This is a genomic window from Acinetobacter sp. CWB-G5 (assembly GCF_019209785.1).
Taxonomy (GTDB): Bacteria; Pseudomonadota; Gammaproteobacteria; order Pseudomonadales; family Moraxellaceae; genus Acinetobacter; species Acinetobacter johnsonii.
Map to the genome: position 1 here is coordinate 112,788 of NZ_JAHUTF010000005.1, position 17,057 is coordinate 129,844.

General features: G+C 41.2%; 13 protein-coding genes. 4 read left to right on the top strand and 9 right to left on the bottom strand.

The genetic code is table 11. From position 1 onward, the window contains the following. Nucleotides 1-7 precede the first annotated feature (7 nt). The 8 genes from KVY11_RS10520 to KVY11_RS10555 form a co-directional block, all read right to left on the bottom strand. Nucleotides 8-1,267 (bottom strand): MFS transporter, encoded by a 1,260-nt coding sequence (locus KVY11_RS10520; RefSeq protein WP_256350736.1) that lies wholly within the window; start codon nt 1,265-1,267, stop codon nt 8-10. Beyond that, nucleotides 1,255-1,635, bottom strand: coding sequence for a hypothetical protein (locus tag KVY11_RS10525; protein ID WP_148826158.1), 381 nt, complete (start codon nt 1,633-1,635; stop codon nt 1,255-1,257). The genes KVY11_RS10520 and KVY11_RS10525 overlap by 13 nt, the downstream gene beginning before the upstream one ends. After that, nucleotides 1,632-2,276: a GNAT family N-acetyltransferase gene (locus KVY11_RS10530; protein ID WP_218288888.1), complete on the bottom strand. Its 645-nt coding sequence runs from the start codon at nt 2,274-2,276 to the stop codon at nt 1,632-1,634. The genes KVY11_RS10525 and KVY11_RS10530 overlap by 4 nt, the downstream gene beginning before the upstream one ends. 27 nt (nt 2,277-2,303) lie before the next feature. After that, nucleotides 2,304-4,139, bottom strand: a complete 1,836-nt coding sequence (locus KVY11_RS10535; protein ID WP_218288889.1) for an IucA/IucC family siderophore biosynthesis protein — start codon at nt 4,137-4,139, stop codon at nt 2,304-2,306. Beyond that, the gene (locus tag KVY11_RS10540) at nt 4,136-5,587 is read right to left on the bottom strand and encodes a lysine N(6)-hydroxylase/L-ornithine N(5)-oxygenase family protein (RefSeq protein ID WP_218288890.1); all 1,452 of its coding nucleotides are present in this window, start codon (nt 5,585-5,587) and stop codon (nt 4,136-4,138) included. Before KVY11_RS10540 ends, KVY11_RS10535 begins: the two co-directional genes overlap by 4 nt. Further along, on the bottom strand, nt 5,580-7,364 hold the full coding sequence (locus KVY11_RS10545; RefSeq protein ID WP_218288891.1) for an IucA/IucC family siderophore biosynthesis protein: 1,785 nt from the start codon (nt 7,362-7,364) through the stop codon (nt 5,580-5,582). Before KVY11_RS10545 ends, KVY11_RS10540 begins: the two co-directional genes overlap by 8 nt. A 415-nt stretch (nt 7,365-7,779) precedes the next feature. After that, complete coding sequence (gene ybaK, locus KVY11_RS10550) at nt 7,780-8,247, bottom strand: Cys-tRNA(Pro) deacylase (RefSeq protein ID WP_218288892.1); 468 nt, start codon at nt 8,245-8,247, stop codon at nt 7,780-7,782. Between the two features lie 167 nt (nt 8,248-8,414). After that, nucleotides 8,415-9,611: an alkane 1-monooxygenase gene (locus KVY11_RS10555; protein ID WP_218288893.1), complete on the bottom strand. Its 1,197-nt coding sequence runs from the start codon at nt 9,609-9,611 to the stop codon at nt 8,415-8,417. Between the two features lie 169 nt (nt 9,612-9,780). On the opposite strand from KVY11_RS10555, the gene KVY11_RS10560 reads away from it, so the two are divergent. Continuing rightward, nucleotides 9,781-10,713, top strand: coding sequence for an AraC family transcriptional regulator (locus KVY11_RS10560; protein ID WP_218288894.1), 933 nt, complete (start codon nt 9,781-9,783; stop codon nt 10,711-10,713). A 282-nt stretch (nt 10,714-10,995) separates the two neighbouring features. Next, nucleotides 10,996-13,200 carry an OsmC domain/YcaO domain-containing protein gene (locus tag KVY11_RS10565; RefSeq protein WP_218288895.1) on the top strand — a complete coding sequence of 735 codons (2,205 nt, stop codon included), beginning with the start codon at nt 10,996-10,998 and terminating at the stop codon, nt 13,198-13,200. Nucleotides 13,201-13,269: 69 nt separating this feature from the next. Here KVY11_RS10565 and lpxB read toward each other — a convergent pair whose 3' ends face one another. Further along, on the bottom strand, nt 13,270-14,442 hold the full coding sequence (lpxB, locus tag KVY11_RS10570; RefSeq protein ID WP_218288896.1) for a lipid-A-disaccharide synthase: 1,173 nt from the start codon (nt 14,440-14,442) through the stop codon (nt 13,270-13,272). A gap of 685 nt (nt 14,443-15,127) precedes the next feature. On the opposite strand from lpxB, the gene KVY11_RS10575 reads away from it, so the two are divergent. Further along, nucleotides 15,128-16,687 carry a PepSY domain-containing protein gene (locus KVY11_RS10575; RefSeq protein WP_218288897.1) on the top strand — a complete coding sequence of 520 codons (1,560 nt, stop codon included), beginning with the start codon at nt 15,128-15,130 and terminating at the stop codon, nt 16,685-16,687. Then, the gene (locus tag KVY11_RS10580) at nt 16,684-16,980 is read left to right on the top strand and encodes a hypothetical protein (protein WP_218288898.1); all 297 of its coding nucleotides are present in this window, start codon (nt 16,684-16,686) and stop codon (nt 16,978-16,980) included. The genes KVY11_RS10575 and KVY11_RS10580 overlap by 4 nt, the downstream gene beginning before the upstream one ends. The last annotated feature ends 77 nt before the right edge of the window (nt 16,981-17,057 follow it).

A 17,057-nucleotide genomic window follows, 5' to 3' on the forward strand; every position in this document is an offset into this window, starting at 1 on the left:
CCTTTTATTAAATTTCTTGATTCAACAGTTTTTGTTGAGTTTTTTGATGACGTGCAATGATGTATTGGCTCAGTAATACACTGACTACAGACGCAGCCGCCAACACCACATAAAAATTGCCATAGCCAAGTGATTTGGCTAAAAAGCCCGATACGGCTCCCCCGATGAAATAAACCAGTAGCTCAAAACACACCAAAATGGTGAAGTCAGTGCCTGCCTGTTCTTTAGAACTGCTTTGCATGAAATAGGCATATAGCGAAGTCATCGCAACATAGCGAATCGCAAGCATGACAATGACAAATCCCCCCAAGAGCAGATGCCACTGGTTTAACCAGCCCAAAATAATGGCTGCGCCAATCACCCCATACAATGCTGTTCGACACCACCCCGCCCAAATGAGCAACTGTGTAGCCTGAATTTTTTTCAATAAAAATGCAGCACTCACAGCAGCAAGCAACCCCACACCTGCGCCAATCACAGACATCAACACCCCAATTTGGGCAAGCGTCCATTTTTGGTCAATCAGCATTGGATTGAGCATCGCCATTGCCGGTGCTTCTACCACGCGATAACAGAGGATCAGTGCCAAGGCAGATAAAATTTCAGGGCGTTTGAACGCACGGATTAAGCTTGGCGCTTGTTTGGCAATATTTGTCTGTTCGTTTGTATTTTCTTGAATAAAAAAAACAGCAAACATCGTTAAAGCGGTCATGAGTGCTAAACACACCAATGCGCTTTCCCAACCGTAATATTGATATAACCATAATGTTGCTGCGCCCCCCAACATACTCCCCAAAGCGACCCCTATACTCTGAGCCATACTGCCTAGACGATATTCAGACGCTGAAAAGGTTTCTACGGTATAACCATCTATGGCAATGTCTTGGGTCGCCGCAAAGCTTGAAATCCACAAGCCAATCACAACAAACACCACCAGTCCGTAAGAGAACTGGGTGAATGCCAAGGCCAATACCCCAAGTACCAGTGCTACTTGTGTAAAGAGCAGCCATGTTTTTCGTTTACCTAACTTTTTGATATAGAGTCGGTCAATGAGTGGTGCCCATAAGAACTTAAACGCCCATGGAATATAAAGCAGCGACAGCATTCCAATCCAACGTAAATCTACCCCCTGATGTCGTAAAATAGCGGGCAATGCCACATTGTAAAAATACAAAGGCAAGGCATGTGCCAGATATAAAACAATGACAACGGCTAAGCTCAAAACTGAGATTTGGCTTGTTGCTCTTTGTGTATTTAGGTTTTGCATATCCACCTCTGCACTGCCCATTGCAGTGCATCAGAATGATCAAGTGTGACGTAGTAAGGCACCCGCCATGCAGCATGCAGTGAAGGGGTATTCAGTCGTTGTTGATCGGTTGGGTCTTGTGCAATTCGAACCAGACCCAAGCAGTATTGAAAAAAAAGTTGTTTGTATTTTTTGTACCAAACCGCTTGCAGTTGACGGTATTCCTCAGGAAATTCCGTACCAACATCGGTTTGCATGACCAAAACAAAGTGCTGTTTCTTTAAGAAAAAACGTTCAACTTGACTGAGCCATTGTTCAAATTCGGCAACAGTGACATGCGCTGAAAAGCGCATGTCCATGATTTGTATATGTTCTGAGCTATAGCTCATGTAAGTTCCTCAGTCCTATTGAGTGGGTTATGGTTTTGCATAAATGCATTTGAATCAGTTAAATACCCTCCAAATTTTTCATAGAATTTTTGTTTAAAGCAGTAATACAAAATGGCCGTTTTTTCAGGCATCGGGATCAAGCGCTGCGCCTCATAGCACATTTCTTCGACCACTGCTGCATAGGGTTTAACCGTATGGTCAGGCTCCCCGACAATTTTGTCGGAAGGTGCATTTTCAAAAATATAAAAACCTAATAGCCGCATTACTGGACGCAAGTAGCCTTTGCCAAAAGCCGACTTTTCACCGAACAGTAAGTGCCAACCAAGGTCTAAATCATCACCATCGTAATAGCGTCCTAGACGGTCACGCTTACCTTCATAGATTTCGGTATAACCCACATCCTGTCCATCCACCCCAACGATCAACAAACGGTGATGGTCATCGGCCAGCATTTTTTCAAAATACACCGCGAGATCAATTTCAGACTTATTCAGCTGCCACTGTGGAATAACATGAGGCTCATGCATCCATTTATGTAACAGTGCTAAGTCCTGCGGATACTGTACTTGGCGCAAGTAAAATTGCGTCTCATTCTCATAGTATTCGTAGAAATCGGGAAGTTGCTGTGAAAGTGTTTTCATATGGTAGCCTGCTAATTTTTGAGTATTTTATGATGCGATACGCTTTGTGGTTGTATCGTCAGTTGACTTGAATACCTGCTCTGACCATCGTTTTAAGGTTTCAGGGCTGACAGGATTGGCAATTGGATCTAAAAATACAGGGACAGGACGTTCTGCTTCATCGTTATAACTGGTAGTAAATAGACGCACTCGGTTTAAACAAATTTTTTCAAATTCGGCCCTAAACATGGCAAATTTTTCAATGCGTTCTGCCAACTCTGGATGCGCCTGATGAAAAGCATCAATGACCGATGAAATGGTTTGCCAAAATTCAACTTCACTATGCTCAGGGTAGTCTTGTAGGAATACATTACAGATATAACGGTAATGCACCATAAATAGCCCAGTGAAAATAAAATGGCTGAGTTCATGCGCAGGATGACGCAGTAAAATTTGTCCTTCGATAGGTAAACTGGCCAATTCTGGAAAGTCTTCATCAACCAAATTGATATCATCAATAAAGTCTTTCAGCACCATTTTCTGCGGTACGCCATTGGCATGAATAAGCATGGTATTTTCCCCATGTGGAGAAAAAGCCAAGCCATATTTGTACAAGCAGATTAAGAGTGGAGTAACAGATACTTCGGCAAAGCGTTTTAACCACTGTAATGGACTCAAACCTGACGCCTGAATCAATACAGCTAATATTGACTGGCCATTGATATCTCGATGTAATAAAGCAGCTTGAGAAAGTGCCTGTTCACCTGTTCCAATCACTGGATCTACACTTTCACGCCACAAACATCCAAACAGTTCTTTAAACTGATACGGCGCACCTTCAATCTGATCAAAACAAGGCTGATGAATAGTCAAAGTTGCCACTTCACCTAAGAATGCAACGCCTGACTGTTTCAAGTCTGAATCTTGAGATTGAATCTGCTTTAACCAAGCTGTGACGGCTGGAGCTGCTAAGTTTCGTTTAGACGGTAAGCCACGATACACCGCAGTATTGAAGATACTGACAGGTAATTTGACATAATGACGCTCAGGCTGACTGATATTGCAAAGCGTGCGAATCGACTGCATAGGTACATAGTCATCTTGGCCAACGCCTAATTCAATAATGCGCTGATCCACGATTTCATTGGCATAAGTTGGCACTAACCATTGATGCCACTGCCATGCATGTACTGGAATAAGGAAATAGTCACGACAAGAGCAGCCTCTTTCATGTAACTGTTGTTCAAAGCTATCTAACTCTTCTGCATCCAACTCATATTGATAAAGTGTCCCCGCTTGCCACTCCTCGGTAGAACGGAACTCTGCCAAATCACGATGCACCGCAAGCCACAGTACTTTGACTGTTGGCGAAAGTTCAGGAGCGGCACTTAAGTAGTCGTCATAACCAAAACCCATACGGCCTTTGCTCATAATCAACCACGGATGACCACGGAGCATACCTTCAATTTCATAATGCGATGCCGTCAATGCTGCTTCACTGCTTAAACGACGTTCATCAAATAAATGCGCCTCAGCTAACCATGTATTGTTCATTTCTTTGATGAGATATGCCTTGGTAAAAGGCTTAACTTCGGTTTGATTTGAAAACGCGCGAATAAAAGTATGTAAGTTCCATGCAGGCAGGTCTTCAACCACGCTCAACTCACGTACTGAACCCTCCTCAATCTGCCAATGTCCCAATAAATAGTTTTGTGCTTTAAAAGTATAGGTTTGATCATCCAACGTCAGCTGGTAACGATTGTCCCTTAAATGAGTTACTTGAATAATTTCTTCATATAGAAATTCAGCAATCGCCATTTCAATTAAGCGCTGTCCTGCCAAACGCCACTGTTTCTGATTCACTTGAAGTTGTGCAAAGCTCATATGATTTTCTCGAATGTATAAGGCTGCATAGAGGGATGTAACCCTGTTTGTATTTTGCGCTGCTCAATATTTTTTGATTTAGGAATCGATGGTGCTAAAGCTGCTGTTCGTGTAATAGATGTTTCATGCTGTACATACATTTCAGGGTTCTGTTCAGGTCTGAAATGCTGAAACGTCTGTTCATTGCTGTCCAGCTCATAAAGCTGATAACCCAGTAGTTGATTGGCAATGGTCGCAGCACGAAAAGCGCCTAGGCCTAAATCAGGTGTACCTACGCCATGACTGTGCATTTCTTGGTTTTGCACATAAATTTCACCCATTGCTGTATGCTGCAAGCGATAGTCTTGGCTCACTTTCCAACGCCCCGCTTGATCTGTTGCAATCAAGGGCTTTAAGTATTTTAAAAATAAAAACTCAGGGCTGTAATAACCTGTAGATGCCACTACAAAATCAACATCCATATAAAAACGTTGCTCGGTTACGGTATGTTCAAGGCTCAAGCGAATCTGCTGACTTTCCAGTAACTCAGCATCAAGCAACTGAATTTGTGCATGCAAATGTGTTGCTTGTGTAGCAGAGGCAATACTACGATGGTAAAGTTTTTGGTAAATCTCACGTATGGTTTTGGCACTAATGCCTTTGTACAGCAAGCTTTGATCTTTCAACTGCGCTGCTTTTTGTGTTTCTGAGAGTCTATAAAAATGTTGGGTATAGTTCGGACTAAAATGTTCCAATCCCAAAGGTGCATATTCCATCGGGAAAAAGCCATTAGAACGCGTCAACCAATGCAACTTGAAGTCAGCTGTTGATATACAGTCATGTTGATACTGCTGATCAAACAAATCTAAAAAGACTTCAGCAGAAGACTGTCCTGAGCCTAAAACTATGACATTGCCTTTGAGCTTTCTTTTTTTATGGGTTAAGTACTCTGCTGAATGAATGCACTTTTCAGGCACTTGCTGTTGTAAATTACGCAGACATTCAGGCAAATAAGGCTGGTTGCCCGAACCAATCACCAAGTTTCGACACAAGTAACGAATAAAACGGCCACCTTGCTCAACCACTACCTCAAAACCTTCGCTTTTGGCATAAATGGCCTTCACCGTCGATTGGTACTGTATATGACCCAGTTGATCCGCCACCCATTGGCAATAATGGTTATATTCACGGCGCGGAATATGAGGCTGCTCAAGGAAGTAGAACTTATATAAGCGCTGCTGTGATTTTAGGTAATTCAAAAAACTCAACGGACTGGTCGGATCGACCATCGACACCAAATCCGCCATGAATGGAACTTGTAAGACAGTATTGGGAAGTTGCATACCTGCATGCCAGTCGAACTGCGCTTTTTTTTCAAAAAACAGATAGTGCAATTCTGTCTTTTCATGCAATAAACTGGCTAGGCTTAAGTTAAATGGCCCAAGGCCAATCGCAATAAAATCAAGCATAAAGGACATCCTCTTGTTTGATATAGAGCGGATTGGCTAACTGAATATAGACAGACTGATTTTCAACGGATGCAATCAATTCATCCAGTTCATATAAACGGGTCAGTAAGTTACCCTTATAAGGCAGCGTCGGTTGATACAACAGACTTTGAATCAAACTACTGTCTGGGTATTGTTTCAACAGGTCAAAGAGGTGTTGCTGTAAAACAGACAGTAAATCTTGCTCACTTACAAACCCTGTTGCACCGATGGCATTGATGATGCCAAACAAGGTATTGCCAAAGAAATAATAACTAAAGCGTTCATCGACAAAAGTCTTTGAACCTACCGCATGGGCTTTGTCGTTCAGTTCTGGAAATTGTTGTAAAATTTCACCAGCAAGTTCTTCGATATAATAAAAACCTTGATTGTCCCGTAGCCATAACCACTGTGGCCAGCCATCTTTCAATTCAACCAAGACATTTTGCTGATGTGACTCAAAGGCCATACCATAACGATGGTAGACGTACATGAGTGGGCTCAGACTAATGTTTAAAAAGGTCTTAAACCAAACATGAGCGATTTGTGCTTTATCATTTAACTTTTGTTGAGAAGCAATTTGATCAAATAATGCATTAAAACGATTACGTTCTTCTACAGGATGATCCTGACACAATGAAGCAATACACGTGACTTGCTGTTCAGGAGTAAATGGCTGATCACGTACAATACAAATCGTTTCATCGATGATTTCATCATCCAACTGAAGAGCAATCCACGCAGGATCATTCACTGCTTTTAGAGTTGGACATTGTTTTAAAATATCTCGACCCAATTCACTGTGCCAAAGCCGATGGGTCATTTCACCGCGGTGACATTCTTTTGCTAAATTGACGCGAATAGAGTTGGTAATCATCACTGAAAGCGAAGGTTTCAGCATCCACGGCGCATTAAAACTCGCCAAAGTACGTACAGAAGTGGTTGGTGAAAATATCCATGCTTTTTCGCCCAAATCGATGATTTTCAGTTTAGCCTTTAAACTTTTAAACCATGCTTTACTTTGTAAATAGCGGGCTTGCCATGGATGCAGTGGTAGCAGTTTGTAATGTGCATATGCAGCTAAGGTTTCAAGTTCCGATTCAGACAAATGCCATTTGATTTCTTGTTTAAGTTGTATTGAAAAAGCCTGCTCAAGCGCTGTTCCTTCTGCAATATATTCAGGTGCCACCAGCCAATAATGCAGCTGGGTCTGACCACAAGCTTCAGGTGAATATTTTTGCCAGTCCTCATGGACAAAACCTGTTCGGCTTTTCGGTGCGGGATGCATGCTATGACCTAAAATCAAAGCCTGTTCAGACTCTATAAAACTTTGCTTAGCCTGTACGAGCGCATCAAATCCCACTGCCCGAATATTTAAAAACTGTTGTAATGCATCACGACTTTGAATCCAACGCTCAACCAAGGATGCTGCATCAACATGGCCTTCGGATTGTTGCACTAACTCTTCGAGTAGCAAACTGACCATTGCTGCAGCGCTAAAGTTAAGCTTTTGGCCTTTTTGAAAAATTTGCGGTAAAGCCGCAATACGATGTCGCCCAACACGACTGACATAACTTAACGGAACAAAAAGCTGTGCTTGGATTAAACTAAGCGGCAAAGATAACAGCGTCAAACCTTGGCTAAACGCGAGTTGAGTTGAATTTTGTTGATACTTCTCAAACAGGCTTGCCTTGCCTGTTTCTTGTGAGTATGCATTGACAAGATGCTGCATCGCCAAGCGATTGGCTAGCTCTTTCATCTGACCATTTCCTCTTTTTAAAGCTTATTCCAAGCTCATTTCATGTAATTATGTTTCTTAAAGGTGTTCACGTTGGCCAACGCTGCAAAAGCATGTTAATGGTAATTATTATCATTTATCTTTGCAATTTTGTTTACTTTTGAAAATATACGCACTACACCAACATATATTATTGTTTTTTAATACTTTTAAAAATTTAATCAGTTTTTCTGATAAATCCTATATAAAATTACACCATAGCTTTAAATGATAGTTTATGAATTTATAATTGATTCGAACTATAAAATTTCCCTATATTTCATAAGGAAAAGCCCATTCAATCACCTGAATGAGCTTTCATTTGTGCTCAAATTAATACTCAAAAGAACTCAAGACTAAATTAATATAGATAAAGCAGCGAAGACGTCACTGCTCTTTATTGATCCAGTACATCAGCAAAAGTGGCTGAAAGTACTTTTGCTAAATCCCGCGGTTTTAAACCGATATCTAAGCCGCGCTTCCCCCCACTGACATATAATTTTTCCAACTGTACTGCGCTTTGGTCAATCACGGTTTTTAACCTTTTTTTCTGCCCGACAGGACTAATCCCACCGACCAAATAACCTGTCAGTCGTTCTGCATCTTTAGGGTCGGACATTTTTAGTTTTTTTGCCCCCACTGCCTGTGCAACTTTTTTCAAATTTAACTGATGGTGTACAGGAAGAATCGCAACAAAATAGTTTTTTTCATCGGTCACTAAAAGTGTTTTAAACACCTCTTCGACACGTAGATTTAATTTTTCTGCGGCTTCAAGCCCAAAGCTTTTTGCATTGGCATCATGTTCATATTCATGAATAGAAAAATCGATTTTATTGGCTTTTAAAAGTTTGGTTGCAGGTGTCATTTCTGTTCAATATTTTCACTACATACCCAGCATTATATGCCTATTCAAAAAGAAAGTTTAGCGGTACGCCTATCATGATCATCGAACTTACAGGCACTCAACGAATCAATGACTGTAAGTTCGATGTCAACTATCTATGCACCTTGTTATCACTGAAATATCACAGTTTAGTCTGCACTTAATCCAAATTTCTTAAAGATTTGAGCACGGCGTTTTGGCAAAATATTGGCTTTGGTCAAATCACCTTCGTAGTGATCGAACACTCGTTGATCCATCAGTTTAAACCACAGCTTTGGTATTAACGCTGGAATTAACATGGTGGCATAACCACTCGGTAGCTCTGGGGCTTCATCAAAATGTCTTAAGGCCTGAAATGGGCGGGTTGGATAGGCATGATGATCTGAATGGCGTTGTAACTGGTATAAGAATAAGTTAGTCACAATGTTGTTATTATTCCAGCTGTGTTCTGGCATGGTTCGCGCATAGCTGCCATCTTCTTTTTGGCTACGCTTTAAACCATAGTGTTCGATATAATTAATAATTTCAAACAGACTCACGCCATAAAATGCTTGTGTCGCCAGATATGGCGTCACTTTTTTACCAAATAATTTCAACATGGTTGCATGAAAGCCTGTACTCATTGCCCATCCATGAAATAGTTCATTTTCTTTGGAGAAGAAAGACAGTCCTTTTCGTTTTAGGCGTTTATGTTCAATTTCAACAGCCGACTTCAACCCACCAAAAACGGTACGCGGCCAAAACTCATAAAAAGTCTCCCCCATTTTCGATGAAGCAGGATCTTCTGGCGTCGCAGCACGTTTATGATGCCCATAAGGGTGCTCAATGCGGAAATGGTTGTAGACCAACGGCGCTAAAGTCATATGCGACCAATAATGATCTGATTTTTGAGGACGGTGACACAGCTCATGTGCTGTATTCACTGCTACTCCATTAATTGCCCCCATGGAGACACCCAATAATATTTGGTCAAGCATCGATACATTTTGGCGGGTCACTACATAACCTGCAAACAGGTTGGCTGCCATTTGTAGCGGAATGAACAATTTCACAATACGGTCATAGTACGGGTCATTTACCAAGACCTTAATTTCATCATCCGAAGGATTATTTTCATCTGCACCGACCAGACCATCTACCGCAGGAATAATGACATGCAGTAACAGCGGCCCACCCAAAGCGAAGATTTTCTTGGTGGGTTTCGGGCCAAAATGATAGCCCGCTAAAATGCCCATGCCAATCACAGGAAGCCCAGGACTCAATAACCAGCCAAAACGCTTTTTATCGATCCCTGCTGCATTTTTGACGACCACGCTAGCATTCGTCATTTTCACTGATGCATTCATTACCATTCTTCCAATTTTCTTGTTATGCCTTTATATTTCTAGAAATGGGACATAAAGAACAGTTGCTAACGTCCAAGAAAACAGCGTAATCGTCCTTGGCCTGAAATGACTTAAATTGACCCTAAATCAAATATTAAGCCTAAGATATAAAGACTAGAAATCGTAAAGTATGGATGCTTTAAGTAAAATTTTTGAAGATATACACCTCAACCAATCTGAGTACCTCTACCTTAAACCTCATGGTGAGTGGGCTTTTCGCTATACCGAACAATCAACCATGATGGCCTATGCGGTACTTCAAGGACAACTCACTATTTGTTTAGATGCTAAACAAATTATTGTTGCTGAAGTGGGCGACTTGATCTTACTGCCTTCAGGGCCAAGTCATGAGTGTCGCTCATCAACCACCGACCAACTGTTAGAAGTATTCGATATTTCTGACTTATTTGCCCAAAACCAACATAAAGAAGTCACTTTTGGGAGTAATGTGACACAACAAAAAACTGTGATCTTGGCCTTACATGCACATATGGACCCCATTATGGCGCGTCCTTTAGTACAGGCTTTACCCGCGTTTATTCACCTTCAACACAAAGATCTCAGCACGGTTCCTGAATGGTTGCAAATTGGGCTGCAGTTTCTCGCTCTAGAAGTCCAACGTATACGCCCAGGTCGCGACAAAATTTTGGATCATTTGGTGAGTATTTTATTAATTGAATGTGTGCGTGATTATATTGACGCGCTTCATGACTCGAACAATTGGCTGAGTGCTTTATCTCATCCTGAACTCTCCAATGCTCTTGCAAAAATTCATGCGGAACCTGCACAGCCTTGGACCGTTGAGTCCCTTGCAGAACAGTGTTGTATGTCACGGTCTAAATTTGCCACATTGTTTAGCCAAATTTTAGGCACTAGTCCTTTGGCTTATTTGCAACAACACCGTCTGCGTTTAGCCGCCCAATATCTGCGTAATGGACAAGGTAGCATTCAACAAATTGCACATCGGGTCGGCTACAACTCTGAAACGGCTTTTAGCCAAAGCTTTAAACGACAGTACCAAATGAGCCCGAGCCAATATAGAAATAATCCAAACCCAACTTAAAATGCTCGTCCGTAATGGTTTAATAGCAGTCTTCTCTCAGCTTATGTCTTTGTCCATCAAGATAAATACCCTGAACTTGCAGACAAAGATTAGCATCTTGTGAAAATCACACTATAATATCCCGCATCCTTGCTAGAGATGGCTTCAAACCACTGCTTGTTTGTTCTTTTTCGCTCTAGCCACACTTTTTTAAGTCCAGTTTTCATCCGTAATTCGGCTTATTTTTCAATATTTTATCTCTTGTATGTCCATGCTGATATATAAGAAAATTTAGGTGCCAGCATGGAAATCAAGGTTAATTATCTCGATAATCTTCGCCAAGAAGCGAAGTTCGATGATTTTACAGTCATTGCCGATCAACCGATTCGCTACAAAGGTGATGGCTCTGCACCCGGTCCATTTGACTACTTTTTAGCATCTTCTGCACTTTGCGCGGCTTACTTTGTCAAAGTGTATTGTTTGGCACGTGACATTCCAACTGACAACATTCGTTTGTCACAAAACAACATTGTTGACCCTGAAAACCGCTATAAACAAATCTTCAAAATTCAAGTTGAGCTCCCAGCGGACATTTCGGAAAAAGATCGCCAAGGTATTTTGCGCTCTATCGACCGTTGTACGGTTAAGAAAGTGATTCAAACAGGTCCTGAGTTTATTATTGAAGAAGTCGAAAGCATTGATGCTGACGCTCAAGCCCTACTTATTCCAAGCCTTGCTTCTGAAACCAGCACCATGATTGCGGGTAAAGACCTGCCTTTAGAAGAAACCATTGCCAATATGTCAAGTATTTTGGCTGGTCTAGGCATGAAAATTGAGATTGCCTCTTGGCGTAACATTGTGCCGAATGTGTGGTCGTTACATATTCGTGATGCTCAATCGCCCATGTGTTTTACCAATGGTAAAGGGTCAAGTAAAGAAAGTGCTTTAGCTTCTGCGCTGGGTGAGTTCATTGAACGTCTGAACTGTAACTTCTTCTATAACGACCAGTTCTGGGGTGAAGACATTGCCAATGCCGAGTTTGTGCACTATCCAGATGAAAAATGGTTCATGCCAGGTCCAAATGGTGAAATGCCAGAAGGTGTACTGGATGAGTACACCCTTGAAATTTATGACCCTGAAGAAGAACTGTTAGGTACGCATTTATACGACACCAACTCAGGGAAAACTGAGCGCGGTATTTGCGCTTTACCTTTTGTTCGCCAGTCTGATGCTGAAGTGGTTTACTTCCCATCAAACTTGATTGAAAACTTATACCTTAGTAACGGGATGAGTGCAGGAAACACCTTAGCTGAAGCACAAGTACAGTGTTTGTCTGAAATTTTTGAGCGTGCGGTAAAACGTGAAATTTTGGAAGGTGAACTGACCCTGCCAGATGTACCGCAAGAGGTTTTAGCAAAATATCCTAGCATTTTAGCGGGCATCCAAGGTTTAGAAGAGCAAGGTTTCCCTGTACTGGTGAAGGATGCTTCTCTAGGCGGTCAATACCCTGTAATGTGTGTGACGTTAATGAACCCACGTACAGGTGGTGTATTCGCCTCTTTCGGTGCACATCCAAGCTTTGAAGTTGCGCTTGAGCGTAGCTTAACTGAGCTACTTCAAGGTCGTAGTTTTGAAGGTCTGAACGACTTGCCTCGCCCAACATTTAGCTCAAATGCGGTCACTGAACCCAATAACTTTGTTGAACACTTCATTGACTCAAGTGGTGTGGTGTCATGGCGCTTCTTTAGTTCCAAATCGGACTATGACTTTGTCGAGTGGGACTTTACCAATCAAGGCCAAAACTCAAATGCTGATGAAGCTGATGCACTGTTCGGTATTTTGGAAAATATGGGCAAAGAAGTCTATATGGCCATTTACCAACATTTAGGCGCAACGGCGTGTCGTATCTTGGTACCGGGTTACTCAGAAATTTACTTGGTTGAAGACTTGGTTTGGGATAACACCAACAAAGCGCTACTTTACCGTGAAGACATCCTCAACTTACATCGTTTAGGCGACGAACAGCTTGAAGCGCTGGTTGAACGTTTAGAAGAATGTGAGCTAGACGACTATACTGAAATCAAGACTTTGATCGGGATTGAGTTTGATGACAATACCGAATGGGGTCAATTGACTTTGCTTGAACTCAAACTACTCATCTATCTTGCATTAGAGCAGTTTGAAGAAGCGAAAGATTTGGTTGAAGCATTCTTACAATACAACACCAATACCGTTGAACGTGGTCTGTTCTACCAATGCATGAATGTCGTACTCGAAGTAATGTTAGATGACGACATGGAACTGGAAGAGTATGAAGCAAACTTCCGCCGTATGTTCGGTGATGAACGTATGGATGCGGTAATAGGCACAGTTGAAGGTCGTATTCGTTTCTATGGTTTAACAGAAACCAGTATGAAACTTGAAGGTTTGGACCGTCACTTACGTTTAATCGACAGTTATAAAAAGTTACATGCTGCACGTGCCAAAGCTGTTGGACTAAAACCTTAAAATAAAAAGAAACAACCCAAATACGTTTGGGTTGTTTCTCACTGTACTATTACTATGTTTAAAAAAAAATTAATCTAAGATACTTAAAATCGCCTCAACAGGATTTTCACTATTGCCTGCAAGTAACTGTTTATGCATGGTAATGTGCTGCATAGCCTGAATCTGTGCTGTTTCTATATTCATTAATTTTTCAATTTCAGCCGCCAATTTCTCAGGCGTTGCCTCTTTTTGGATTAATTCTTGTATCACTTTCTTGCCCGCAATAATATTCGGCAATGAATAATATTGAATCTTGATCAAGAATTTCACCACATGATAGGTGAGCCAGTTCAACTTATAGAAGGTCACCATTGGTCGGTGTAACAGCATAGCTTCTAAAGTTGCTGTACCTGAAGCCAAAGCTACAATATTAGCGGCGTTCATAACTTGACGCCCAATCTTCGACTCGGTGCCTGAGTTTTCAAGCAAGTCTATTTGATCGACCAATGCTTTTGGATATTGAGTAAGCAAAGCTTCGATTTGTTGCTTACGTGCATCATTGATTGCTGGTATCACAAAGCGATAGTTTGGATATTTGGCGTAGAGCAATTTTGCAGCATCTAAAACCAGTGGACCGAGCTTTTCAATTTCACCACGTCGACTTCCCGGCAATAACGCAATATGCTTTTGGGTCAGATCTAAACCCAGTTCTTCTTTGGCTTGTAAAATTGGGTTTTCCAAAGGCAATTGGCTCGCCAAGGGGTGTCCTACAAACGCAGCAGGAACATCCCATTTTTTATAAAATGCTTTTTCAAACGGAAATAAACACAGTACCAAATCAATAGAAGCTTTGATGCCATGAACCCGTCCCTGACGCCATGCCCAGACGGAAGGACTAACATACTGCACGGTTTTTATGGGCAGTTGTTTTTGCTTTAAACTTTTTGAAAGGCGCAGATTAAAGTCTGGCGCATCAATCCCAATAAACACATCGACAGGATGGGCTGTCCACTTCTCTACCAGTCCATCACGTACAGCAAAAAGCTTTTTAATGTCTTTAAGAACCTCAACCAGCCCCATGACCGACAAAATATCCATCGGATAAAAGCTCTTGAAACCTTCTGCAATCATTTGCGGGCCTCCAATGCCCTCAAATTCTGCATCAATTCCTTGCTCACGAAAACTGCGAATAAGTTTAGCACCTAAAGTATCACCTGATACTTCACCCACTACGATTCCAATTTTAAGTTTCCGATTTTGCAAAGCATTATTCCTTATTTTTCAACCCATGCATCATAACATAGCGTCTTTTGGGATGGGTATTGGTCGAGTCTTTCTATTTATACTGCAGATATAAGATGAATGACCTATTTAACACATCTAAAGAACACGAAAAAAAGTTGGGTTAATTTAAATTTTCGATCATTTAATTATTGCACTAGTGACCTATTAGAACATAGAATTACTGAGAATCATTATCGTTAATTTCATCTGTGCTTGGTTGCTCTATTTACGCTGCTCAATTCTAGTATTTTGGCTACGTAGATTGCTTATACGCACAATAGAGATGATTGTGTTTTGCTTAAATATTAAATTTAGGTTCAATGCTTAGTGAGTACAACGTTAAGCCTCCCATTATGACTTCATTCATGTGATCTTTATGTCCCTAAGTCAGCTTAAATACCCTATAACCGTTATGTTCCGGTTTTTGATCGCATTTGGCTTAGGCTATTTATGTACATTCATGTTATCAGAACTGCTTACACTCAGTTTTTACCCTCACTTAGCTAAAGCAGAATCCATTTATTTGGCGGCTTTTCTATCTCTTATTTTCTTTACCATTTTTGTCATTGTAAGCTTTTGTGTTCAATCCCTGAAAAAGTTAAGCGCTTCAACCATTTCGCTTTCCCTTTGCTTTTTTCTATTGCTGAAGTTCGTAGGTTAAACCATGCAAAAATCTGTTCGCCAATCAATGGCATGGCTACACTCTTGGCTTGGACTAACACTGGGATGGTTATTATTTGCCATTTTTTTAACAGGTGCTGCGACCTATTATCGTCATGAAATAAATTTGTGGATGCAACCTGAATTTGCCACTATGCAGGTCAAACAAGACACAGCGATGGAGTCGGCATATCAATACTTACAAAAAAATGCCGCAGATGCGCAAAGTTGGTATATTGGCGTGGCTAGTCCTAGTTCACCTGTCAATAAAATTTACTGGCAAAAGGCCGATGGTGGCTACGAAAATAAGACTTTGGATGCGAACACAGGTAAAGAAGTCACCTTATCTGCAACTCAAGGCGGTGAGTTTTTCTATGGCTTTCACTATCAGCTGTATGGTGTGCCCTATTTTATCGGTAGGCTATTAGTCACGATTGCTGCCTTCTTAATGTTGATCATCCTCATTTCAGGCATCATCACACACAAAAAGATATTCACCGAATTCTTTACCCTCAGAGCCTTCAAAGGGCAACGCTCGTATCTAGACTTTCACAATGTCACCTCTGTCATTGCTTTGCCCTTTTTCCTGACCATTACATTCACTGGTTTAGCCATTTTCTTTTATCTCATTCTTCCGAATGGCATGAAGAAACTTTACCCAGAGCAACCATTCCAATATTTTGATGAAATTAGAAATATTAGTATCAGCTCTGAGGCTAAACCGACACCTGCTACGATGCGATCAATTGAATACTTCATACAACAATCTGAGCAGCGTTGGGGTAAAACAGAAATTGACAATATTACGGTCAAACACCCCAATACCAATATCGCTCAGGTGAACTTGGTTGAGTCAACTGACCGAAGCATCACGCGAAACCAAGCCCAACTCAGCTTTAACGGCGAATCTGGTGCCCTGCTCGGTGACACTCGGAATAAGAGTGCAATCGCCACGCTCAATAATGGAGTTTATGGTTTACACATGGCACACTTTGCGCAGCCGCTATTACGCTTTGCACTATTCTTCTCAGGGCTTTTAGGCTGTGCCATGATTGCTTCTGGGCTTTTACTCTGGAGCTTAAAACGTCAGCTACAAAATAAGAAACAAAGTTTCCACTTTGGACATTATATAGTTAACCGCTTAAATACGGCTGCTATCATTGGCTTGCCGATCGCCATGCTCAGCTATCTTTGCACAAACCGTTTACTTCAGTTAGAAGCTGGTCAACCTAACTACGAAATCTATGCATTTTTCGGCACTTGGTTACTCAGTTTAGTCATTGCATTACTCACGCCGCAGCAACACCTTTGGAAAACTCAACTGAAGGTCTTCATTTTACTGGCTGTATCTTTGCCTATTTTCAATCTTTACTATTTAATCAGTCACCAATATGTGCATGGCTTACATGAATATTGGTTATTTTTGCGAGTTGATCTTATGATCATCATTCTTGCGATATTGGCTATTTTCTTACATCAAAAAGTCCAGCCCATTCAACAAAAAGCTGTACAAAAAATTCAGAAAAAATATGCCAATACTGCGGTTCAGGAGTCCAATTCATGATCTACCTGATTGCAGGACTTCTCATCACTTTCGCATGCTATGTGTTATTTCTGGTGAGCGATAAGCAGCGCCCTAAAACTCAAAAGTCACGTTGGGCTAAGTGTGCAGAACATTATCAAATCTGCCGATATCTGGCTTTTGGTGTACTGGCCGCGACATTAATTTTATTGATTCAATTCACGGGTCGCGGTGTGGGGAGTGTCAGTTTATTTGTATTTGCAACCCCGATACTTTTTATACTGATTTTAAGCATCAATGACTTAAAATCCAAAAAAACAGCTCAATCTAAGTAAGTATTTACTCTACAACTCACACACTTTTTTATTTCGATCATGAGCCAAATAAAAAGGTGTGTAAATATATGAGCCAG